The 20,939-nt window shown below is 58.9% G+C and carries 22 protein-coding genes; 7 read left to right on the top strand and 15 right to left on the bottom strand.

From position 1 onward, the window contains the following. The first annotated feature begins 111 nt into the window (after window positions 1–111). Window positions 112–369: a hypothetical protein gene (locus SCT_RS17435; RefSeq protein ID WP_189799686.1), complete on the top strand. Its 258-nt coding sequence runs from the start codon at window positions 112–114 to the stop codon at window positions 367–369. Between the two features lie 266 nt (window positions 370–635). On the opposite strand, the gene SCT_RS15850 is transcribed toward SCT_RS17435, so the two are convergent. From SCT_RS15850 to SCT_RS15835, 4 genes are all read right to left on the bottom strand, one after another. Then, complete coding sequence (locus SCT_RS15850; RefSeq protein WP_059424940.1) at window positions 636–1,922, bottom strand: MFS transporter; 1,287 nt, start codon at window positions 1,920–1,922, stop codon at window positions 636–638. Between the two features lie 2 nt (window positions 1,923–1,924). Next, the gene (locus SCT_RS15845; RefSeq protein ID WP_059424937.1) at window positions 1,925–3,106 is read right to left on the bottom strand and encodes a methyl-accepting chemotaxis protein; all 1,182 of its coding nucleotides are present in this window, start codon (window positions 3,104–3,106) and stop codon (window positions 1,925–1,927) included. Between the two features lie 97 nt (window positions 3,107–3,203). Then, entirely contained in the window at window positions 3,204–4,022 is an 819-nt protein-coding gene (locus SCT_RS15840; protein WP_059424935.1) for a DUF3025 domain-containing protein, read from the bottom strand. Then, window positions 4,019–4,444 carry a hypothetical protein gene (locus SCT_RS15835; RefSeq protein WP_059424933.1) on the bottom strand — a complete coding sequence of 142 codons (426 nt, stop codon included), beginning with the start codon at window positions 4,442–4,444 and terminating at the stop codon, window positions 4,019–4,021. The genes SCT_RS15840 and SCT_RS15835 overlap by 4 nt, the downstream gene beginning before the upstream one ends. Window positions 4,445–4,739: 295 nt before the next feature. Here SCT_RS15835 and SCT_RS15830 point away from each other — a divergent pair, with 295 nt between their 5' ends. The 5 genes from SCT_RS15830 (at window position 4,740) to SCT_RS15810 (ending at window position 8,801) form a co-directional block, all read left to right on the top strand. Beyond that, a complete protein-coding gene (locus tag SCT_RS15830) occupies window positions 4,740–5,249 on the top strand; it encodes a GyrI-like domain-containing protein (RefSeq protein WP_059424931.1) in 510 nt (169 codons plus the stop codon). An 8-nt stretch (window positions 5,250–5,257) separates the two neighbouring features. Next, entirely contained in the window at window positions 5,258–6,181 is a 924-nt protein-coding gene (locus SCT_RS15825; protein ID WP_059424929.1) for a CobD/CbiB family protein, read from the top strand. A gap of 15 nt (window positions 6,182–6,196) precedes the next feature. Next, complete coding sequence (locus SCT_RS15820) at window positions 6,197–6,805, top strand: histidine phosphatase family protein (RefSeq protein ID WP_082098392.1); 609 nt, start codon at window positions 6,197–6,199, stop codon at window positions 6,803–6,805. Further along, window positions 6,786–7,688, top strand: coding sequence for a cobalamin-binding protein (locus SCT_RS15815; RefSeq protein WP_059424927.1), 903 nt, complete (start codon window positions 6,786–6,788; stop codon window positions 7,686–7,688). The genes SCT_RS15820 and SCT_RS15815 overlap by 20 nt, the downstream gene beginning before the upstream one ends. A 183-nt stretch (window positions 7,689–7,871) precedes the next feature. Next, window positions 7,872–8,801 carry a hypothetical protein gene (locus tag SCT_RS15810; protein WP_059424926.1) on the top strand — a complete coding sequence of 310 codons (930 nt, stop codon included), beginning with the start codon at window positions 7,872–7,874 and terminating at the stop codon, window positions 8,799–8,801. A 186-nt stretch (window positions 8,802–8,987) separates the two neighbouring features. On the opposite strand, the gene SCT_RS15805 is transcribed toward SCT_RS15810, so the two are convergent. The 7 genes from SCT_RS15805 to SCT_RS15775 all read right to left on the bottom strand — a co-directional run bounded on the left by SCT_RS15805 (window position 8,988) and on the right by SCT_RS15775 (window position 16,221). Further along, window positions 8,988–9,524 carry a cob(I)yrinic acid a,c-diamide adenosyltransferase gene (locus SCT_RS15805; protein ID WP_059424924.1) on the bottom strand — a complete coding sequence of 179 codons (537 nt, stop codon included), beginning with the start codon at window positions 9,522–9,524 and terminating at the stop codon, window positions 8,988–8,990. A 70-nt stretch (window positions 9,525–9,594) separates the two neighbouring features. Further along, entirely contained in the window at window positions 9,595–12,402 is a 2,808-nt protein-coding gene (ppc, locus tag SCT_RS15800; RefSeq protein ID WP_059424922.1) for a phosphoenolpyruvate carboxylase, read from the bottom strand. A gap of 82 nt (window positions 12,403–12,484) precedes the next feature. Then, entirely contained in the window at window positions 12,485–13,657 is a 1,173-nt protein-coding gene (locus tag SCT_RS15795; RefSeq protein ID WP_059424920.1) for a ketose-bisphosphate aldolase, read from the bottom strand. A gap of 10 nt (window positions 13,658–13,667) precedes the next feature. Then, the gene (purE, locus tag SCT_RS15790) at window positions 13,668–14,213 is read right to left on the bottom strand and encodes a 5-(carboxyamino)imidazole ribonucleotide mutase (protein ID WP_059424919.1); all 546 of its coding nucleotides are present in this window, start codon (window positions 14,211–14,213) and stop codon (window positions 13,668–13,670) included. Between the two features lie 35 nt (window positions 14,214–14,248). Further along, on the bottom strand, window positions 14,249–14,887 hold the full coding sequence (locus SCT_RS15785) for a carbonic anhydrase (protein ID WP_059424915.1): 639 nt from the start codon (window positions 14,885–14,887) through the stop codon (window positions 14,249–14,251). Next, window positions 14,884–15,774: a phosphoribosylaminoimidazolesuccinocarboxamide synthase gene (locus SCT_RS15780; RefSeq protein WP_059424912.1), complete on the bottom strand. Its 891-nt coding sequence runs from the start codon at window positions 15,772–15,774 to the stop codon at window positions 14,884–14,886. The genes SCT_RS15785 and SCT_RS15780 overlap by 4 nt, the downstream gene beginning before the upstream one ends. Before the next feature lie 18 nt (window positions 15,775–15,792). Beyond that, on the bottom strand, window positions 15,793–16,221 hold the full coding sequence (locus SCT_RS15775; RefSeq protein WP_059424909.1) for a phosphate-starvation-inducible protein PsiE: 429 nt from the start codon (window positions 16,219–16,221) through the stop codon (window positions 15,793–15,795). A gap of 82 nt (window positions 16,222–16,303) precedes the next feature. Between SCT_RS15775 and SCT_RS15770 the strand changes: the two genes are divergently transcribed. Next, window positions 16,304–16,714, top strand: a complete 411-nt coding sequence (locus SCT_RS15770; RefSeq protein WP_059424906.1) for a hypothetical protein — start codon at window positions 16,304–16,306, stop codon at window positions 16,712–16,714. A gap of 3 nt (window positions 16,715–16,717) precedes the next feature. On the opposite strand, the gene SCT_RS15765 is transcribed toward SCT_RS15770, so the two are convergent. The 4 genes from SCT_RS15765 to SCT_RS15750 all read right to left on the bottom strand — a co-directional run bounded on the left by SCT_RS15765 (window position 16,718) and on the right by SCT_RS15750 (window position 20,895). Continuing rightward, window positions 16,718–17,020, bottom strand: coding sequence for a hypothetical protein (locus SCT_RS15765; protein WP_059424905.1), 303 nt, complete (start codon window positions 17,018–17,020; stop codon window positions 16,718–16,720). A gap of 138 nt (window positions 17,021–17,158) precedes the next feature. Beyond that, complete coding sequence (locus SCT_RS15760) at window positions 17,159–19,498, bottom strand: nitric oxide reductase activation protein NorD (protein WP_059424903.1); 2,340 nt, start codon at window positions 19,496–19,498, stop codon at window positions 17,159–17,161. 87 nt (window positions 19,499–19,585) lie between these two features. Further along, window positions 19,586–20,389 carry a CbbQ/NirQ/NorQ/GpvN family protein gene (locus SCT_RS15755; protein WP_059424902.1) on the bottom strand — a complete coding sequence of 268 codons (804 nt, stop codon included), beginning with the start codon at window positions 20,387–20,389 and terminating at the stop codon, window positions 19,586–19,588. Window positions 20,390–20,538: 149 nt separating this feature from the next. Continuing rightward, window positions 20,539–20,895: a ribulose bisphosphate carboxylase small subunit gene (locus tag SCT_RS15750; protein WP_059424901.1), complete on the bottom strand. Its 357-nt coding sequence runs from the start codon at window positions 20,893–20,895 to the stop codon at window positions 20,539–20,541. Window positions 20,896–20,939 lie beyond the last annotated feature (44 nt).

Raw genomic sequence — 20,939 nt, 5'->3', positions numbered from 1 at the left:
GGTGGAATGGGCGGTGGAATGGGCGGTGGAATGGGCGGTGGAATGGGCGGTGGAATGGGCGGTGGAACGGGCGGTGGAACGGGATCGGGGATAGGGGGGGTGGGAGCCTATATGGATTCAGAGCTGGGAACCAGAGAGCATTACGGCTTCAATCAGCATAATGTCTTCGGTTGGCAACTGATGTCGCCAGAGGAGCGAAGCGTTCACGGTAGCATAATGCAAAGCGTCAAAACGTACGACGAGTGCAATGACTACCAAGAAAAACATCATAAGAAAATGGAAGTGCAAGCTAAGGAACAAGGTGTAAAGCTGTCTGAAGCTAACAACAACGCTTGTGATCGTATGAAGGCAAAAGGGTTCTTAAAGTAACGCTATTGATGCTCCTCAGTACCGCCAGTGGCAACACGGTGTCGTCTATCGGCATCGCGCATCGTTGGCGTGAGCCTAACATTTGTGCGCCCGCTTAGGCCCAGTTCCTGCCGGACGACCAAACATCGATGAATGTCAGCTCCAACCATGAGCAGACAGTCATTCGTTGAGATTTTCTGCTCTGCCAATGACTCTTCATGGCACTTTTTTGCCTTTCCTCCCTTGTTGGTTTGGTTCTTCCTCCGCGTCCTCCGCGGTGAAATGCCTTATCCACCGCGCAACGCCGCGCGCCTTCCCCTCAACACGTCCACCCCGCCCAGCAGCAGCAATCCCACGACAAAATAGCTGCCAGTGACCAGGATAGCCAGGCGATGGTCACCTTTGGATAGCCAACTGGCCAGGCCGTAGGTGATCGGGCCGAGAATGGCGGAAAATTTTACCGCCAGTCCCCACAGCCCGAAGAATTCTGCGCGCCGTTTTGCCGGGCTCAGCAGCCCGACCATCGCCCGCCCAGCCGACTGGCTTGCACCCATGGCAATGCCGGCGAGGTTGGCGGCAACCCAGAACATTTCTGCGCCCTGTGCGCCCCAGGCGAGCAGCACCATGACGATCCACAGCACCAGGGTCAGTGCGATGGTCTGGATGTGTCCGATCCGGTCTTGCAGGTGGCCGAACAGAAAGGCGCCGGCTGCGGCCGTGATGTTGACCACGAAGACCAGCAGGATGGTGTCGCGGGTGGAAAAATGCATGGCCTGCTGGGCGTAGATCGCTGCGAGGCTGATTACTGCCTGGATGCCTGCCTGGTAGAACACGGTGCAGATCAGGAAGCGACGCAGGTCGCGGTAGCGGGCGGCATGGCGCAGTGTCTGTCCGAGCCGGGTATAGGCTTCGCGGATCAGGTGGTGTTGGGCATGCGTTTGCGGCACGGCCCTTTCCTTGAGAAACAGGAAGGTAGGCAGGCTCGCCAGGGCGAATAGCGCCGCTGTGATCAGCATGGTGACCGGGACGAAATCCGCTGCCTGCCGGCCATGTGTTTCCGCCCAGTTTACATAGGCCAGACAGGCTCCGAGGCTGACCAGTCCGCCCAGATAACCGAGGCTCCAGCCCCAGCCGGAAACCTTGCCAAGCGCACGGCCGCGTGCCAGTTCGGGAAGGAAAGCGGCGATCAGGTTTTCGCCGCTGCCGTAAAAGAAATTGGACAGCGCGATCAGCGGGATAGCAAGCCATATCTGGCCCGGCCCGACCAAGGCGAGTGTGGCGGTGAAAATCACGCAGCCGGCTGTGCTGATCAGCAGCAGTTTCTTCTTGGCGGCGTGCAGGTCGGCATAGGCGCCTACCAGCGGCGCCATCAGCATGATCAGGGTATAAGACAGGGCGAGTGCTGCAGTCCAGGCAAAAGTGCCCCACGGTTGATTGCCGGCCACGACGGCAACGAAATAGGCGTTGAAAATAGCGGTGATGACGACAGTGGTGTAGCCGGAGTTGGCGAAGTCGTACATCGCCCACGCCCAGACTTCGCGGCCGCTGACATCGGCGGCCAAGCTACGCGCCATGCCTAATTGAGCTTGAATGCGTTGACCGTGTTGTCCAGACTTTCTGCCAGAGCGGTGAGATTTTCGGCTTTGGCGGTGCCTTCGCGAGTGTTTTTCAGGGTGCTTTCGATCAGGTCGCCTATGCCGGCGATGTTCTGCCGAATATTGTGAGCGTCCTGTTTCTGTATCTGGGTGGCGCTGGCGATCTCCTGCACCATGGAGGTAAGCTGTTCGGCATTTTCGACGATCTTGCGCAGCGAGTTGCCGGCTTCGCGGGCATTCTCGACGCCTTCCTTCACATCCGCCGTGCCCGCATTCATGGTTCTGACCGCTTCGCCGGTTTTTTGCTGGATTGCCTGTATCATCCCGCCGATTTCGGCCGTGGCGCTGCTGGTTTTTTCCGCAAGCTTCCTTACCTCGTCTGCCACCACCGCGAAGCCGCGCCCCTGTTCGCCGGCACGGGCAGCTTCGATCGCCGCGTTGAGCGCGAGCAAATTGGTCTGGCCAGCGATTTCGTTGATAACCGCCACGATTGCGCCGATCTGGTCGGAATTTCGCCCTAGTTCTTCGACGGCGTTGGCCGCTTCGTTGACGGCCCGGCTGATCTTGTCGATGCCCTGCACGGTTTTTTGTACCACATCACCACCCTGGCGTGCATGGTCGGTGGCTTCGCGCGCTTTGCCCGCTGCATCTGCGGAATTATTGGATATCTGGTCGACGGTGTTGGCAAGACGATCTATAGCGCTGCTGATTTCTCCGGTCCGGCCGGTTTGCTCGTTCAGGTTGCCGTTAATGTCCGCCATGAAATCGTTAATGCTGGCGCTGTCGTGCCGCACACTGCCGCTCAGAGTCACGGTCTGGCTGATCAGCTCGCGCAGGTTCGTTGCCATGTTGTTGAAACTGGTAATGATCTCGCCGATGGTGTCGGCGCTCTGCATCGCGCATTTGTGCGTGAGATCCTTGTTCGAGATGGCATTGGCCACTTCGGAAATACGCCGCAACCGTTTCAGCAGGATGGTATTAAGCAGCAAGTAGTTCACCACGCCCATGGCCAGCCCAGCGATCAGGCAGCCGACGACGAACCATGGCAGCATGCCTGGCTTCCAGTTGACGAAGAAGTTGGCGTAGAAAGGAAAAACTGCCGCGACCAAGACGCCAAAACCGAGGAAAGACAGGAGTAGAGTGCGCAATATACTTTTTTTCATCAAAGAGCTCCGTTACGAATGTTTTGGTATTTCTGGTTATTTGGAAAGCTTAACCGCGAACTCTGAGGTTGTGAAGCGAAAAAAGGGACGGAGGCCTTTATCCACTGTTTTTCCCGGTAGGCGCCGGGCGGAAATAGCGGGTGTTTTCATAAAAAATTTCGTGATTGTTGTCCGGCCACCAGTCGGGAACGCCGAGCAACGGTAGCGGACTGAGGCTAGATGTGGTCTGGAGAGAGTCTGGGCCGAGTAAATGTTCGGCCATCATGGCATCGGTCTCGGCCAACTGGCGGGCAAGGGGTAGCGTGAGGAAGCCGGGTGCTACCGGCAGAATCAGGGCTTTGCCAGTCAGGCCAATGTACGGGCGCAGCGCTTTTTCATAGAGGGAATGGCCAAAGACAATAAATTTCATGTTCACGGACACTTCGCTGCGCCGCTGCCAGAACAGCGATTTCCATTGATGCTGTCTCAGCATTCTACCCAGTTCATCCTGCGCACAGGCGATCACCACGCCGCTTTCGTCGAAAAGGGTCAGCACGTCGCGGGCAGTGCCGCGGCCGACTGTGGGCTGCAGCTTTCCCTGGCTGGTGCGGTAATGCATCAGATTGACGGCCGCCTTGGTGCGGGGGAAAACCCGCCACACCAGGGTGTTGAACAGGTCATGCCAGTTATGGCTGCGGGTCTGCACTTCGCCGGTCAGGTAGGTCCTTTGCTCGTAGTTGTCGTCGGCCTGGGGTACGCAGTGTACCGGCTTGCCGCTGTGGGTGAGAACGGGGACGGCTGCTGATTGGAGCAGGCGGTTATAGTCGTCGAGATCTGGCCAGCTTTCGCGTGCAGTTCCAAGGCTATGCGCTGCTTCCAGCAGTGGCTGGTAAATCGGTGAGAGCGTGTACCACGCTGCGTCCCAGACGGACGTCATCTTGCGGCGGCGGCACCTTTGTAGCACTGGATCATGCCATGCGCCACCCGTTGTGGTCCCAGTGCGGCCGATTCGATGCCTTCGTTGTATTCCATGATACGGTAGCCGTCGTAACCCAGTTCAGCAACAATTTCCCCGGCACGGCGCTTGAAAAGCATGTCTCCCTCAGAGTCGCCATCATGCCGCAGCATGTTCTTTTTCAGAGTGATGCGGAATTTGTCATCGCCAGCCTGGATTTCTTCCAGCGTCCAGTTGTCCTTGTAGAGGTAGTAGGCGCCGGCGCCAAGCGCCGCGACGAACGGGATTCTCGGGCTCGGACTGGAGATGAAACTGGGTAGTGCTGACGTGCCCCCGGACTGTCCCGTCGAACATCCCACAAGGACAGGTGTGAGGGCAATACAAACAAGGATGTGTTTCAGCATGGATTTTCCGGCGGAGATTCCGCGAATTTATCGGTTCGTTGCTCAGAATGCTATCATATTCCAACGATGATTTCGCGTGGATTTCCAATGCCGGCAAGTGGTTGGGATGTCCGGAAAGTTCTTGGTGTGAGCAGAGAGGCGTACTTGGCGAATGGGCCACGAGGCTAGGAGATGTCGGCAGGGTTTTGAAAAGCCATATCGTTCTTAACCATTTCACGCTGCCAGTAAGGTTGGGACAAGCGCGCCGGATTATGGTATTTTCGCGCTTTGTACGTGCTTAACGGGGTATCTCGACTTGAAGAAAAATTGGCTGTATTTCCTGCTGGCTTTTGCTGCGCCGCTGGTGGGTATTTTCTGGTGGGTGGGAGGCTTTGCCAGCGCCACGGTTGAAACAAATCTGGTGCGCGGCCCTTATCATTACGCCTACCTGGAGCACAGCGGCGATTACGTCAAGCTGCCCGACAAGCAACTGGAAGCGCTGCGGGCCTTGCAGGCTCAGGGGGTCGCCCACGGTGCGGCGATAACATTGATGCAGAATGACCCGCGCACCACCGCAAAGTCCATGCTGAAGGCGCAGACCGGCTATCTGGTGGAGGCCGGAGCCAGCGTGGGCGAACCGCTCAAGCTGGCGGATGTTCCCGCCCGGCCAGTGGTCGTTGTACAACTGCGGGCGCACCCCAGGCTGGCAGCTGGCAAGGTCTATGCGGCGCTGCTGAAATACCTGGATGAGCAAGGCATGAAGCTCAAGCTGCCGACGCTGGAAATTTACCAGAATAGTACTTTGACTGTTGAAATGGATATCTGAGAACGCCTATGAGTTTGTTTTCCCTGATTGCCGCCTTGCTGCTCGAACATTTCCGCCCGCTGGGTGGAAGCAATCCGGTTAACTTGCTGTTTACCCGCTATGCGAATTATCTCGAGCGCCATTTCAACGCCGGCGAGAATGTGCACGGTACGGTGGCGTGGCTACTGGCGGTGTTGCTGCCGGTGGTAGTGGTCGGCGGCATTTATGGCGGACTGTACACCCTCAACTCGTTGTTGGCCTGGGCGTTTAGCGCAGTTGTGCTGTATCCACTATTAAGCCTGAAGCAGTTGGGTGGGCAAGCCGAGAGAGTTGCGGCTGCACTGCGTGTGGCCGATCTGGACGACGCGCGCCGTCAGCTTTCCCAGTGGCATGGACGCCCGGCCGACGAGTTTGGATCTGCGGAAATCGCCCGCGTGGGTATCGAGCAAACGCTGAGCTGCGCGCATAAAAATCTGTTTGGCGTCATTATCTGGTTCGTCGTGCTCGGCCCTGCAGGCGCTGTGCTCTACCGCTTTTCCCAACTGCTTAGCCAGAAATGGGGCGGCCTGGACCAGCTCGATTTTGGGGAATTCGGCAAGTTCTCCACGCAGGCTTTTGACCTGATGGACTGGGTGCCGTTGCGCCTGAGCGCCATCAGCTTTGCGGTGGTCGGCGATTTTGAGGATGCCGTATATTGCTGGCGCTCCCAGGCATCGGCCTGGGCGCAGCAGGGCATCGGCATCGTGCTGGCAAGCGGCGCGGGCGCCTTGGGTGTCAAACTGGGAGAACCTCTGAGCTATGGCGGCAACATTGAGTTCCGACCTGAGCTCGGTCTGGGTGACGATGCAGATGCCGACTACCTGGATAGCGCCGTCAGCCTGGTATGGCGCACGGTGGTGCTGTGGCTGGTGCTGCTTTTGCTACTCACCCTCGCCGGTTGGGCCGGTGGCTAGCGTCCTCCTTTTTCCATGATATCGACGATCATTGACCTGATACGCCATGGCGAGCCAGTAGGCGGTCGACGCTACCGTGGCCGCACCGACGATCCCCTGAGCGAAAAGGGCTGGAACCAGATGTGGGCAGCAGTGGGGGATTATCGAGGCTGGCAGCAGATCGTTTCTTCGCCGCTGCTACGTTGCTCCCGGTTCGCTCATGAACTGGGCGGGAAGGTGGACATTCCCGTCAGTATAGACGAGCGCCTGGCCGAACTGGGCTACGGCGAGTGGGAAGGCAAGACGCCGGCGGAACTCACTGCGCACGACCCCGACCTGTTGCTGCGCTACCGCCGCGATCCGCTCAACAACCGGCCCCAGGGAGCGGAAGGTCTTGAGGGTTTCGCCGTGCGCGTGTCCGCCGCATGGCGGCAGATCATCGAGGAGCAGCGTGGCCGACATGTGCTGGTAGTGGCCCATGCCGGGGTGATCCGCATGATCATGGCACAGGCGCTGGCCATGCCGCTCAGTCATCTGTTCCGGATTCAGGTGGGTAATGCCGCGATCAGCCGCTATACGGTCGAGGGCGAAGGGGCTGATGCCTTTGCCAGCCTGATTTTCCATAATGGCAGGCTGGCACCCTAGCGCAATCCTGCTGCTTCTCCTCGCAGCCACTGCAGCCGTTGCCTCCCCGCTCAAGCTGGTCGACGATGCCGGCAGGGCGGTAGTGATGAATCTGCCCGCCGTGCGCATCGTTGCCTTGTCACCCCATGTCACCGAGCTGGTCTTCGCTGCCGGTGCGGGAAACAAACTGGTCGGCGTTTCCTCCTTCAGCGATTACCCCGCCGCCGCCAAACTCATCCCGCATATTGGCGATGGCGGCAAGGCCGATGCCGAGCGCCTTCTCGCCCTGAGGCCGGACCTGATCATCGGCTGGCACAGCGGTAACAGCGCCGCTGATATTGCCACGCTGGAACGCCTGGGGATCCCGCTTTTCCTCACCGAACCTCGTCGTCTCGACGACATCCCGCGCCTGCTCGAAATCATCGGCAAGCTGGCAGGAACGGAACAGACGGCCACAGTAGCGGCGGAAGATTTCCGCGCTGGCGTGGCCGAACTGAAGCGGCGCTACGCCGGCCGGCGGCCAGTGCGGGTGTTCTACGAGATCTGGCATGAGCCGCTGATTACGGTCAATGGCGAACATCTGATCAGCGACGTACTCGGGTTGTGCGGCGGCAGGAATGTTTTCGCCGGAGTCTCCAGCCTGACGCCGGCGGTGGCGATGGAGAGCGTGCTTGCGGAAGATCCCGAAGCGATCATCGCCAGCGGTGCGCTCTATAGCGATCGTGGTCTGCTCGAAGGCTGGCGACGCTACCCACGCCTCGCGGCAGTGCGCCGGGGCCATGTGTTCTTCATCCATCCTGACCTGATCCAGCGTCAGACCCCGCGCATCCTTCAGGGTGCGCAGCAGATGTGCGAGCAGATCGAGCAGGTGCGGCGGGGCCTTGATCAAAAGTACCAGGATTAATTTTTCGTAACAAACGCGGCGCCCGAGTCCGGTATAAAGTACAATCAATTTACTCAAGTTTCCCCACACCTATTGGTGGTGTGCGTGGGAGATCGCTTCAACCCATTCCCCCCTCGCTTATTCCCGATCAAAGTTGCCGCCGTTTTTCGGCTGGCACGCTTATTTCAAAAAGGAGGTTGCATCGTGGACCACAACAAACATTTTCACAGCTTCACCGAGGGCATCCATCACGCCTTCTCCCATGTGCTGATTACTCTGCTGGCGGTGGGTATCGCTTTTTCCCTGCCGGTGGTGGCGAAATACATCCTGTTTTATTGGTGGCCGAAGGTAGAAGACAACTCGCAATTGCTGATGATCACGGAAATCAGCTTTGCTACGGTGCTGGTGCTGCTGTTCAACATCTCGAAGATCGCCTGGGACGGACGGCGCAGCATGCACATGAACAAGATCGCATCGCTTGTGTATGCACGGGAGGGGCGTGGCTGGATGTCGCGCTGGAAGGAGCGGGATATGCGCAAGAAGATTGCCAGCGCGCGTGACGTGTACATCATGTCGATCACCGGCGACACCTTCAGCTCGGAAAACAGCGAGTTGCAGAAGCCGCTGGAATTGGCGTATGAAATTCGTGTGATGCTGGCAAACCCCTATGGCAAAGGTATCGCTAGCCGGGCCCAATCGCTGGAAGACCCGGAGGCCATGCTCCAAGCCTTTCGCCAGGAAACGGAGGTGAGCATCGCCTATCTGCGCAAGCTTGCCGCCGCAGGAAAAAAGGTCAAACTCAAATTCTATGAAGAGCCGCCATTCTGGAAGCTGGTGGTGACCGGCGAATATGTCTGGGTCCAGTACTGCCATGACGGCCACGAGGTCAAGACCCAGCCGGAGTATGTATTCGGGCTACAGCATGACAACCCCCAGCGCGGGTTTTTCGCGCCCTTTTACAAGCACTTTCTCGACCAGTGGAAAGATCCGCGCCACCCCGATTTCAATTTTGAAACCAGCGAACTGATCTACCGCAATGGGGACGGCAACGAAATCGACCGGGTCAGCTTCCCGCCGAACATGGAGCCGGTCCCGTCGCAGCCTGATTTGAGTCTGGTGGCGGCCAGAGGGTGAGAGGTTCAGACTTGATTATCTTTCAATTAACTTTCTGAAGTTTTTACATCCAGATTATTTCGGCAATTGCCCCTTTGCAGTCAGATACCGCAGGGGTGCAGTTACCCGGTCACTATAGACAGCACCAAGCCGTGTATGTCAAATGGGTAATTTGCGCCCGGTTGTTTGTTATATTACTGAGGATCGTCAGCGTTTCTGCCACAGCGTTTCGCCAACCCCATCGTCGCGGTTGATGACGCGGGCAAGTACGAACAGCAGGTCGGACAGGCGGTTGAGATATTGCAGCAGGAAGGGCGCTAGCGTTTCCACATGGTTCAACCGCACGCAGGCGCACTCGGTGCGGCGGCAGATGGTGCGGGCGACATGGCACAGTGCTGCTGAGCGGCTGCCGCCGGGCAGGATGAATTCCTTGAGCGAGGACAGGTCGGCGTTGAATTGCCCGGTCAGCATTTCCAGCCTTGCCACCTGTGTATCGGTGATGGCGGGGCGTTGCGGCAGCGCCAGTTCGCCGCCCAGGTCGAACAAATCGTGCTGGATGGCGGCGAGGCAGTCTCGCACCTCCAGCGGGAGTTCCTCCGTCAGCAGCAATCCGATCTGGCTATTGAGTTCGTCCACCGCACCGATGGCTTCGATGCGCGGGCTGTCCTTGGACAGGCGGCTGCCGTCGGCAAGGCCGGTGGTGCCGTCGTCGCCGGTGCGGGTAGTGATTTTGCTGAGGCGCATGATTCAGTCCTGGCGAAAGTAATAAAGCTGCGGATTGGTGTGCACCAATTTTATTCTGAAATCCCTAAAATCAACCGGTGTTTCGCAATCCGGCAGCAATGGCGTTGATCGAGCGCAGCAGGGGTCTGAGCCAGCTGTCGCGTTCCGATTGTGGCAGGTTTTCGTCGCGGTAGCGTTTCAGCAGCACGACCTGGATATGGTTAAGCGGATCCAGATACGGGTTGCGGCGAGCAAGCGACAAAGCGCTCTCAGGTGTTTCCTGCATCAGGCTGGTGGCATCTGCTATACGCAGCACCTGGTCGACGGTACGGTAATATTCATCGCTGATCGTCTGGTAGATCGCATTGGCGGTTTCCCGGTTTTCGGCCAGTTCCGCATAGCGGGCCGCAATGTTCATGTCGGCCTTGAACAGGGCCATCTGGGTGTTACTGAGCAGTGCGCGGAAAAATGGCCATTCCTGATGCATGCGCTGCAGCGTGGCGAGGCGTTCCGGATCGTTGCTGCGCCAGTGCTGCAGCGCGGTGCCGATGCCGAACCAGGCTGGCATGGTGTGACGCGACTGGGCCCAGCTGAATATCCAGGCGATGGCCCGTACCGACCCCTTGGAGCGGTCGCCCTTCTTGCGATGGGAGGGGCGCGAGCCGATGTTGAGCAGGCCGATTTCGGTCAATGGCGTGGCTTCGTAGAAATAGTCGATAAAGCCCGGTGTTTGGTCGGTCAGGCCGCGGAATGCCGCTTCGCCGTCTTCCGCCAGCCTGTCCATGATGTCGAGGTAATTCCGGCGATCCCTGGCCTCTTCGCGGATCAGGCTGGTGCTCGCCTTGAGCAGGCCGGTCATCCCCATCGATAATTCGTAGGATGCGGTTTCTGCGTTGCTGTATTTGAATGACAGCACCTCGCCCTGTTCGGTGAGTTTGATCTGGCCGCGCACGGTGCCTTCAGGCTGGGAAAGGATGGCTTCATGGGTCGGGCCGCCGCCGCGTCCGACCGTGCCGCCGCGTCCATGGAACAGGCGGCATTGGATGCCGCGTGACTTAGCCAGGGCGGTGATCTTGATCTGCGCGTCGTAGAGCGACCAGGCCGAGGCCAGAATGCCGCCGTCCTTGGCCGAGTCGGAATAGCCCAGCATCACTTCCTGCAGGTTGCCGGAGCAGCGGAGCAGCGCCGCATAAGTCGGGTTGTCGAGGAGCGCCGTCATTACCGGCTGGATATGTTCCAGGTCGACTATGGTCTCGAACAGGGGGGAGATGCCGATCATGCAGAACCAGTCGCGACCGTTGTAGCCGGCCAGCCCGGCCAGACTGGCGAGGAGCATGACTTCCATGACGTGGCTGGCGGCATGGGTCATCGAGATAACATAGGAGCCGAAGGCTCTGGGGCTGATTTCATGGCGCATGCGTGCCATTACTTCAAACACTTCGAAGGTCTCGCGAGTGGCGTCGCTGAGTCTGCTCCGGTCAATTTCAAGGTTCTGGGTGCGGGCGATCAGGTCAGCCAGTATTTCGAGCCGGCCGGTTTCGTTCAGTACGTTGTAATCCGGCAGCCCCGGCTGTTGTGCCAGCAGTTCGGCAACGGCTTCGCTATGGCGGGTCGATTCCTGACGGATATCGAGGTGCACCAGGTAAAAGCCAAAAGTTTCCGCCTTGCGGATCAGGTCCTGCAGTTCGCCGTGAGCGGCGCCGTGGTCGCCATGGCTGAGGAGCGAATCGCGGATCAGGTAGAGATCGGCGAGGAATTCCTGTTCTGACTGATAGCCGTCCGTAAACGGGGTGTCGCTCTGGCCTTCAAGATGGGCGTCCACCGCGTTCAGGTTGTGGCGTAGCCGGTGCTGCATCACGTAAAGCTTGCGGCGGTAGGGTTCCTGGCTGAAATGCTGGGGGAAATCGCCGAAGGCAGCGGTGAAACTCTGCTCGTCCTGCGCCAAGCTGTCAGCCATCGATTCGCTGATTGTGCACAGGCGTTTCGAGTGCGTCAGCACGTGGCTGAGATTTCTTATTTCAAGCAGGTAATGGCGCAGGATTTCCCTCTTTTGCAAGCGCAGGGCGAGGACGGTGGTTTCGGGCGTGACGAAGGGATTGCCGTCACGGTCGCCGCCGATCCATGAACCAAAGCGCAGAATGCTCGGCACCCGGATACGCTGGCCCTCCACCAGCTCTGGCCCATAGGTGCGCTGGATGGCCTTTTCCAGGTAGCGGTAGGTTTCCGGCACGGCCTTGAATAAACTTTCGCGGAAGTAGTACAGCCCGTTCTTGATTTCGTCCCGGACCTGCGGTTTCTGGGATCGCACTTCATCGGTCTTCCACAAGGTCTGTATTTGCTGCTCCAGCTGCCCGATCAGTTCAAGGCGCGGCTCCTTGCTGAGGCGCGGATCGTCCAGTTGCTCGGCGGCGAGAAAGATGTGGCGCAGATGTTCCATGACGGTGCGGCGCTTGGCTTCTGTGGGGTGCGCCGTAAATACCGGGATGTAGGCAGCTTGGTCGAGCAGGGCCTGGAGTTCGGCGGCGCTGATGCCCTGATCATGGAACTCCCTGAGGGTGGCGTCGAAAGAGCCCTGCCACAAGGGACCGCCACGCTGCACTTGGGCGCGGCGGGTTTGGTGCTGGAAGGATTCCTCGGCCAGGCTGACCAGGCTGAAGTAAATGCTGAATGCCCGCACCACATGGGTGAGCGTTTCCGCATCCAGGGATTCGATGATTTTCTCCAGGCGCTGCCGCCGCTGTGGGGAATCTTTTTTTCGCAGGCCGATATAGCCTATGCGCAGGGCTTCCACTGCATCCAGTACGCGTCCGTCCTGCAGGGGACGCAGCACGTTGCCGAGTATGTTGCCGAACAATTTTACGCGGGCGCGCAACTGGGCATCGCCGGGGATTCTGGACATGATGGTTCTTTCAAGATTAAAGCCGCCTTGCGGCACGCCCTTGCCTCGGTCTGGCAGTCACGCGCAAGGTGATGGGGATGATTTACTCGCGCAGCTCGAAATTGAGGGCAGCCCGCTCCAGGGTGCCATGCTGGGAGAGGTATTTGGCAAATTGGGCTTGTTTGGGGTGCTGGTTAAAGCTCTCAATCACTACCGGGCTGGCGAGGCGGACCAGCCAGCAATACTTGCCGTTACCGTTGGCGACCGTGCCCGCCAGTACGCGCCGCACGCCGGGGATGGCGGCCAAGGTTTCCCTACCCTGGCGGGTCATCAAATCGATGGCGTTTGCGGATAGCGGTTCAGGCGCATTGTACATCACCACGTGCTCGACTTCACGCCACGGCCGGCATTGCTCCAGCACTTCCGCGGCGCGGCCGCTGCTACCCCAGGCGTGGATGCAGCGCTCCACTTCTTCGCGGATGGCGCTCCTTACGCCGCCGGTGATGGCTTTATAGCTTTTCCTGTCTGGGGTGGCGTGAGTTTTGATGTATTCGGCGGCGGTTTCCGACAGTGCCGTGTAGTAGTTGATCTTGGCCACGCCATAGGCGATCAACTTTCTGCACTGATCGTCGGAAAGACCGGTGCCGCCGTGGATTACCAGCGGGATGCCGGCTGCCTCGCTGACCTTGGCTAGCCGCGTGAAATCCAGTTTTGGGGTGCCCTTCATGCGGCCATGCACGGTGCCGATCGATACCGCCAGGCTGTCAATGCCGGTGCGTTCCACCATGGCCCTGGCTTCGGCCGGCAGGGTATAGGCCAGTCCTTCCGGATTGGTTTCCACGCCCTCTTCCGCGGTTTCTGGCACGTAGCCCAGTTCTCCCTCCACCGCTACACCGCAGGAATGGGCCATGGCGACGACCTCCCGGGTGAGCTTGAGATTCTCGTCCAGGGGCAGCAGCGAGGTATCCACCATCACCCCGTTGCAGCCAGCCTGGATGCCGCGCTGGGCCGATTCGATGCTGATGCCGTGGTCGAGATGGATCGCCACCGGTATCTTGGCACGCCGCGCCGCCGTCAAGACGGAGGGCATCAGCAGTTCGAAATCGTAATGAGTGAAATGGGCTTCGATCAGGTTGATGATGACTGGAGCGCGGCAGTTCTCCGCAGCCTGCATGACCCCTTCCAGAAAATCCAGGTTAACCACCCCGAACGCCCCGACCGCGTAATTGTGGCGGTAGGCGTGGTTGAGCATGTCGGCGGAGTGGACCAGGGGCATGGTGGTTTCCTTATTTTGTCGTCAGTTTTGCCAGTGCTTCATCCGCGGTCTGGTCGTAGCGTGCGCGTTCCTTCTTGGCCGCATCTTCCAGTGCTTGATTTATTTCCGGGAATTTCAGCGCCAGGATCCGGGCGGCCAGCATGGCGGCATTCTTGGCGCCATCCACCGCCACCGTGGCAACGGGCACGCCCGGCGGCATCTGCACTGTAGAGAGCAGGGCGTCCAGGCCGGACATGATTCCGCCCGAGAGCGGCAGGCCGATCACCGGCAGGCGGGTGTGGCCGGCGATTACACCGGCCAGATGGGCGGCCACGCCGGCGCAGCCGATCAGCACCTGTACGTCTTCCTCATGGGCGCGCTTGAGGTAAGCCAGCACCTTATCCGGGGTGCGGTGGGCGGAAGCCACCACGATTTCGCTGGGGATACCCAGTTCGGTCAGGGTGTCGCGCACCTTGACTACGGTGGGCAGGTCATTGGGGCTGCCGGTGACAATCCCGACCAACGTTTTGCCGCTAACACCGGTAGGCGGCTTTTTTGCATTGCGTGATTTCTGCATGCTAAATTCTCCAAATGCGTTTCAGGGTATTTGTGTCAGGAAAAGGCTTCAAAGCGTTTGCTGTCCGAGTTGTAGTGGAGCAATTCACCATGCTCCAGATCAAAATACCAGCCATGCAACACCAGTTTCTTCTGGGCGACGCGCTTCAGTATCCAGGGAAAAGTCAGTAAATTATCCAGGGAAACCAGAATGGCCTCCTGCTCGCAGGCGCGCTGCTGGTATTCCTGTGATTCACCATGCATCCGGGACAGGACACGGTTGCGCGCATTGGCGGCAACTCTCATCCAGTTGGTCACAAACCCTTCCTGAGGTTCAGCGCCGGGTGTCTCGTTCAGCAATGCCCGGATGCCGCCACAGTGGGCATGTCCCAGCACGATAATGTTTTCCACTTCCAGATTTCGCACCCCGAACTCCAGCGCTGCGCTGGTGCCATGATAGTTGCCGCTGGTCTCGAACGGCGGCACCAGGTTGGCCACGTTGCGAATGATGAATAAATCGCCAGGGTCGCAGTCGGTGACAATGGCGGGATCCACCCTGGAATCGCAACATCCCACCACGATCGTCTTGGGCGACTGGCCCTGCTTGGTAAGGCGGTCGAAGAGGTTGTGATTTTCTTCATAATTGTTGCTGCGGAAGCGTTTGAAGCCGTCAACCAATTTTTCGATATGGCTCATGGGTTGGCATCCGTCAGGCGCTTCAATGCCTCACGGTATTTCTCGCCGGTTTTGACGGCCACGTCGGGCGGAAGTTCGGGAGCCGGGGCTTGCTTGTTCCAGCCGCTGCTTTCCAGCCAGTCGCGCACGTACTGCTTGTCGAAGCTGGGTGGATTGGAACCGGGTTGGTATTGGTCAGCCGGCCAGAAACGGGAGGAGTCCGGCGTCAGCGCCTCGTCGATCAAATGCAGCTTGCCCGCGCCATCCAGTCCGAACTCGAATTTGGTATCGGCAATGATGATGCCTTTGCTGAGCGCATACTCCGCCGCTGCCTGGTACAAGGCGATGGTGGCGTCTCGCACCTGCGCGGCCAGTGCCTTGCCGAGCAGTTCTTCCGTCTTCTCGAAGCTGATGTTCTCGTCGTGGGCACCTTCTTCCGCCTTGGTGGAGGGGGTGAACAGCGGCTGCGGCAGCCTGTCGGCTTCACGCAGGTCCGCAGGCAGGGGAATGCCACAGACGCTACGGCTTGCCTTGTACTCCTTCCAGCCCGAGCCGACCAGGTAGCCGCGCACGATGGCCTCGATCGGCAGAGGCTTGAGTTTTTTCACCACGATCGCCCGCCCTGCCACCTGGTCCTTTTCATTGTCCGCCACCACACTTTCAGGCGCGATGCCGGTAAGCTGGTTGGGGATGATGTGGCCGAGTCTGGAAAACCAGAAATCGGAGATTTTGGTCAGCACCTCGCCTTTGCCGGGAATCGGCGTAGGGAGGATGACGTCGAAGGCGGAAAGGCGGTCGGTGGTGACAATCAGCAGGTGCTTGTCGTCTACGGCGTAGATGTCGCGCACCTTGCCGCGGTTGAGCAGGGGCAGGCTTTCGATGCTGGATTGATACATGGGTGTAGTCATGGCAAGGTTCCGTAAGTCTCAGTTTTTAATAGTGTTGTGTAACTCTGCAGCCGGCTCGTCACCCGGATACGGATAGCGGACATGGCCAAAACGGATCAGCAGTACCGCCACCGTCAGCATCAGGATCGAGCCGCTCACAGCGAGCATGCGCCAGTCGTCCATGGCCTTCATGTCCAGGATCAGGTAGCGCGCCAGCGCCACCATGCCGATATAAAGGGGGAAGCGCACTGGCAGCTTGCCTGTCCCGTAATACAGCCCGACCATCGCCAGCACTTCCAGGTAGAGGAATAACAGCAGCAGGTCGGCCAGGGTTACCTGCGCTGCCCGCACCATGACCATGACTTCGCTTGCCATGGCGTACACTGTGGCAATGGCGATTACCAGCAGGCCGATGTGCTCCACCAGCGAGAGCATCCACTTGTTGAATGCCTGGATCGGTTTTTTCATCGTTCATCTCCTCAAGCTCGTGCAAAGCAGGGATAATTTGTTCTGAAATTATTGCATACTTGCCCATACTCATGGAGCACTCATGGAAATCAGCTGCTATCGCAACACTGAACTAGCGCGCGAACCCCGCTTTCTGCCAGCCGCAACCTACAACCTGGCGCATACCTTGCTCGCCCGCAGTCCTTCCGGCTGTCTGTTCGTCCCGATCCGCGCCATGCAGTACCTGGCGATTCTGGATGCGGAGGAATTCGTGTTCCTCGATGGCGAGCGCAAATGCTGGATCGACATCGCCTGGCAGGAATTTCGTCCCCAGACGCGCGCCTCCCTCGACGATCCGGTTCCATACCAGGCGGTTTATTACCAGCCCGATGCGGCGCAACTCATGGAACGCCTGCAAGTTGAACTGCCCCGCGCCCTGAACGATTTGGCTGCAAAGGGGCGCTTTGACGGCGCGGCGCGGGTGATCAAGTTTCCCGCGCCCGAGCGCAAGTAAGCCTTATTCGTCCTCGCCCAGTTCCGGGTCCCATCCCTCGTCACGGGCGGCCGTGATGGCTTGGGCATAAAACCGGGTGTGCCGCTCGCGCAACTCTTCAGGCAGACGGCTGGGCAGATGGGCATAGGGTTCCCAGGCGGCATAAACCTGTTCGTACAGGTTTTGCATGCGCGCAGAATCCCATCCCGTGCAGGTTTCCGTTTCGGGCAGGATGCCGAATACCCAGGCGTCGCGCACCATGCGTCCGAGATGGGTCAGGCCCGCGTTGGTGTCCTGATCGATACCGACATAAGTTTGTTGTGTCATCGTGTAAGCCCTGCAAAAAAGTACCGGCAGCTTTTAGCTGCGGCCGCCGCATCGCGGCTTAAGTTGCGTGAGCAAGTTAGCCATCACTGAAAGCTCCAGCACATCAAATTGAATAGTTCGATAGAGCAATAATTACATTTACCGCGTTAATCCAGCGTAGAGCAGCGGGAGCTTTTCTGGCAACCGTTCCACATGATCCACCACCATGTAGTTTTTGGCCCCGAAAATCCGGGAGACATATTGATCCGCTCTCGGGTCGAGCGACATGCAGAAAGTGGTCACGCCGCCACGGGCCATTTCCTCTACCGCCTTCTTGGTGTCAAAGCGCAAGTATTGCGGGTCGCGCACGTCCACGTCTGCCGGTTCGCCGTCGGTAATCACCAGCAGCAGCTTCTTGGCTGATTTCTGCAATTTCAGGTAATGCCCGGCATGGCGGATCGCGGCGCCCATGCGCGTGGAGAGCTGTCCGCTCATTCCCGCCAGTCGCGATTTTGGCTCGTCATTATAAGCCTGATCGAAGTCTTTGAAACGGGAATATTCGACGTTGTGGCGCCCATCCGAGCAAAAACCGTGAATCGCGAAGGGGTCGCCGATCTTGTTGATCGCGTCCGCCAGCAAAACCGTGGCCTGGCGCTGCAAGTCGAGCACGCTGTAATCTTGCCCGCTCACTTTATCGTTGGTGGATTCCGACAGGTCCAGCAGCACCATCACCGAAATGTCGCGTACCTTGCGCACCGAACGCATCATGATGCGCGGGTCGGGCTGCTGCCCCATGCGGATGTCGATCATGGCGCGGATGGCGGCGTTGACGTCGACCTCGTCGCCGTCTTCCAGCTTGCGGATGCGTGTCACCCCCTGCGGTTGCAGGGCGTCGAGCAAGAACTTCAGGCGGCCGATGGTGCGCTTGTGCTGGGAGGTGATGTCGTCGATGAGCTGCAAATCGCCGGCTTTCGGGCGCTTTTCCAGCACCGTGGCCCAAGCCGGACGCTCAAGTTGAATCTGGTAATCCCATTCGGAATAATGATAGGGTTCGGAAACGGGTTCCTTGCCTTCCAGTTCGTTGAAGGATTTTCCCATGTCTTCATAGGGGAACAGCTCGGTGTCCAGCATCCAGATTTCTTCCGCATCGTCGCCGGCGTTCTCGACGTCGATTTCGTTGGCGAATTCCATCAGGCTGACGTGCTTGCGCACCTGCTTTGGTGCTTCATAACCGGCTGCCATGGCCTTTTCGAAATCGAATTCCTCGAATTCCCAGAAATAGCGGTTGTCATCGCGGTAGAGTGCGGTGAGCAGGTCGCTGCGGGGATTGAATGGAATGCGCTTGCTCATGAATTCATGCGCCAGTTGCACGCCAATGTCCCAGGATACCTGGTTGGTGTCGAGGCGATCCGCAGCCTGCTTGAATAATACACGCCCTTGGGCGATCCACGGGTCGTTGTCCTGGTAGCCATCATCCAGCAGGGCACGTGCCAGGCGGTTGAGATAATCTCCGGCAGACTTGCCCTGCCCGGATTCGATCGTGTGCAACTGTGCCCACAGGTGCTTGAGTCCGGGGAACTTGCGTACTGCCAGGGTTTCCACCCGGGCATCCTCGATCACGCTGATCACCGCCATCTGCCAGGGATTGAGCGCCTCGGCCGAGATCGGGTCGCGGGTATAGACGATATGCGCGGCGCTATGGGCGGCGGCGGCGCGGTACATTTCCAGGCCTGGCAGCTTGGTTTCACCGATGCTGTGATCATCATAGGCATCCGGCAGATGAATGAAATAACCCTCCACATAGGGCCGGTAGCCTTCCCGCGTCTCGAAATCGCCGGAAGTGGGTTTCATGAAGAAATCTCGTGCCCACAGGGCGCGCAGATACATGTTGATGCGGCGCTGCACGTCGATGAACAGCGTACCCTTGCGCTCCTTCTGCAGCATGGCCAGGGATTCCCTGGATTGCAGGCTGAAATAGTTACCCTGCTCCGGGTAATTGGTGCGATGGGTATGCGCACCCCACAGCGCCCAGCGGCGCAGACCTCCCAGGGTGAGCTGGCTGAACAGCATCTCCAGGTTTTCCAGCATCGGGCGCACGCCGCGCGGCGCCTGGGACAGCAGGGTGTTGATGAATTGCAGGTAGGAGCGGAACAGGACTTCGTCGCCGAGGCGGTTGGCCGCCGTGGGCGCAGTGCTGAGAACCAGCTCGATCACCCCTCCCGAGGTCTTGGAGGCCAGCTCCAGCGCGGTTTGCACCAGATCCGGAATAACGTCTTCGCCAATTTCTTTGGCCACCAGCGGCGCATGGTCGATCCAGGTGGCGATCAGATCGTCGCCCTTGCCCAGAGTCTTCAGGGCGGCGGCACCCTTGAGGTAATTGTCCAGGCCGCGTGCGCTGAACACCTTGGCCGCTTCATGCCATGCGGAATGCAGGCTTTCCTGCAATGCCGGTGAAAGCGAGTCTAACAGTTCCTGATAGTCTTCGAGATTGATAGCCATGGTAAAGCCCTGTGATGGGTGATGTAGAATGGGTGATGTGTTAAAACCGCTAGGTTCTACCCATTGCCCATCGCTATTTACCCATTACTAAAAAAATGTCGTTACTGCCGCGTCGAGCGCATCGCGCATGTCGGGATCGTCGGTGATCGGGCGCACCAGCGCCACGCGACAGGCTTTGACCGGGTCAACACCAGTGGCGATGAGGCTGCCGGCGTAAATCAGCATGCGCGTCGAGATGCCTTCGTCCAGACCATGCCCCTTGAGGTTGCGGGCGCGTTCGGCGATGGAAACCAGTTTGCCGGCCACTTCCGCATTGACGCCGGTTTCATGGGCGACGATCTCGGTTTCTATGGCGTGCTCTGGATAGTTGAAGTCGAGGCCGCCGAAACGCTGCTTGGTGGACTGCTTGAGATCCTTCATCAGGCTCTGATAGCCGGGGTTGTAGGAAATCACCAATTGGAAATCGGGATGGGCATGGACCAGTTCACCCTTCTTTTCCAGCGGCAACACGCGGCGGTTGTCGGTCAGCGGGTGAATCACCACGGTGGTGTCCTGACGCGCCTCCACCACTTCGTCCAGGTAGCAGATCGCGCCGTAGCGGGCGGCGAGGGCGAGCGGGCCGTCCTGCCAGCGGGTGCCGCTGGCGTCGAGCAGGAAGCGGCCGACCAGGTCGGAGGCGGTCATGTCTTCGTTGCAGGCCACGGTGATCAGAGGCTTGCCCAGCTTCCAGGCCATGTGTTCGACGAAGCGGGTCTTGCCGCAGCCGGTCGGGCCTTTCAGCATCATCGGCATGCGCACACTATAGGCGGCTTCGTACAGTTCCACCTCGTCCGAGACGGGGCGGTAGTAGGGTTCATTTTCGATCCGGTACTGCTGGATGATGTCGCTCATGACTTGTCTCCATCTATCGGTCAACACAGGGGCGGAAAGGGCCGACTTTGGCAGCCGCTTGCGTCCATGCGCGGAAAACGAAATAAAAATTGCGGTGGAATTAAAATTCCCCGCCGCCGAAAGGGGGTGACGGCGGGGAAAGTGCTACATCAAACGGTCTTGCCGCGGAAAATCACCATCGCCGCGCCCTGTGACTGGTTGAAGTTGTTGTAACCAATCAGACGCACGTGGTTGTTGGGGTTGGCCTTGTGACAGGCTTCCGCTTCAGCCAGCACCTTGGTCACGTCGGTTTCGCCGAACATCGGCAGTTTCCACATATACCAGTAGGAATCCATCAGGTATTCCGGCTCGATGTGCTCGATAGCCGGGTTCCAGCCTTTGGAAACCAGGTATTCCACTTGCGTCTTGATCTCGTCCGCAGTCATGGCCGGCAAGTAGGAGAAGGTCTCGAACTTGCGGCTGGCAGGGTCAGACAGGCGCGATTTGTAATCCATTACTTCACTCATGATTTGCTCCTTAAGTATCACGTTAGGGGTGAGACGGGAGGCGT

Source organism: Sulfuricella sp. T08 (assembly GCF_000971475.1).
In the GTDB taxonomy this organism is placed as follows: domain Bacteria; phylum Pseudomonadota; class Gammaproteobacteria; order Burkholderiales; family Sulfuricellaceae; genus Sulfuricella.
Note: the sequence above shows the minus strand (reverse complement) of the source record. Positions and strands in the feature narration are given on the sequence as shown.

What these genes read in the sequence shown, in the direction of transcription:
- SCT_RS17435 (WP_189799686.1), top strand. Translation starts at nt 112, where the DNA reads ATGGATTCAGAGCTGGGAACCAGAGAGCATTACGGCTTCAATCAGCAT.
- SCT_RS15850 (WP_059424940.1), bottom strand. Translation starts at nt 1,922, where the DNA reads ATGGCGCGTAGCTTGGCCGCCGATGTCAGCGGCCGCGAAGTCTGGGCG.
- SCT_RS15845 (WP_059424937.1), bottom strand. Translation starts at nt 3,106, where the DNA reads ATGAAAAAAAGTATATTGCGCACTCTACTCCTGTCTTTCCTCGGTTTT.
- SCT_RS15840 (WP_059424935.1), bottom strand. Translation starts at nt 4,022, where the DNA reads ATGACGTCCGTCTGGGACGCAGCGTGGTACACGCTCTCACCGATTTAC.
- SCT_RS15835 (WP_059424933.1), bottom strand. Translation starts at nt 4,444, where the DNA reads ATGCTGAAACACATCCTTGTTTGTATTGCCCTCACACCTGTCCTTGTG.
- SCT_RS15825 (WP_059424929.1), top strand. Translation starts at nt 5,258, where the DNA reads ATGAGTTTGTTTTCCCTGATTGCCGCCTTGCTGCTCGAACATTTCCGC.
- SCT_RS15820 (WP_082098392.1), top strand. Translation starts at nt 6,197, where the DNA reads ATGATATCGACGATCATTGACCTGATACGCCATGGCGAGCCAGTAGGC.
- SCT_RS15815 (WP_059424927.1), top strand. Translation starts at nt 6,786, where the DNA reads ATGGCAGGCTGGCACCCTAGCGCAATCCTGCTGCTTCTCCTCGCAGCC.
- SCT_RS15805 (WP_059424924.1), bottom strand. Translation starts at nt 9,524, where the DNA reads ATGCGCCTCAGCAAAATCACTACCCGCACCGGCGACGACGGCACCACC.
- ppc (WP_059424922.1), bottom strand. Translation starts at nt 12,402, where the DNA reads ATGTCCAGAATCCCCGGCGATGCCCAGTTGCGCGCCCGCGTAAAATTG.
- SCT_RS15795 (WP_059424920.1), bottom strand. Translation starts at nt 13,657, where the DNA reads ATGCCCCTGGTCCACTCCGCCGACATGCTCAACCACGCCTACCGCCAC.
- purE (WP_059424919.1), bottom strand. Translation starts at nt 14,213, where the DNA reads ATGCAGAAATCACGCAATGCAAAAAAGCCGCCTACCGGTGTTAGCGGC.
- SCT_RS15785 (WP_059424915.1), bottom strand. Translation starts at nt 14,887, where the DNA reads ATGAGCCATATCGAAAAATTGGTTGACGGCTTCAAACGCTTCCGCAGC.
- SCT_RS15780 (WP_059424912.1), bottom strand. Translation starts at nt 15,774, where the DNA reads ATGACTACACCCATGTATCAATCCAGCATCGAAAGCCTGCCCCTGCTC.
- SCT_RS15775 (WP_059424909.1), bottom strand. Translation starts at nt 16,221, where the DNA reads ATGAAAAAACCGATCCAGGCATTCAACAAGTGGATGCTCTCGCTGGTG.
- SCT_RS15770 (WP_059424906.1), top strand. Translation starts at nt 16,304, where the DNA reads ATGGAAATCAGCTGCTATCGCAACACTGAACTAGCGCGCGAACCCCGC.
- SCT_RS15765 (WP_059424905.1), bottom strand. Translation starts at nt 17,020, where the DNA reads ATGACACAACAAACTTATGTCGGTATCGATCAGGACACCAACGCGGGC.
- SCT_RS15760 (WP_059424903.1), bottom strand. Translation starts at nt 19,498, where the DNA reads ATGGCTATCAATCTCGAAGACTATCAGGAACTGTTAGACTCGCTTTCA.
- SCT_RS15755 (WP_059424902.1), bottom strand. Translation starts at nt 20,389, where the DNA reads ATGAGCGACATCATCCAGCAGTACCGGATCGAAAATGAACCCTACTAC.
- SCT_RS15750 (WP_059424901.1), bottom strand. Translation starts at nt 20,895, where the DNA reads ATGAGTGAAGTAATGGATTACAAATCGCGCCTGTCTGACCCTGCCAGC.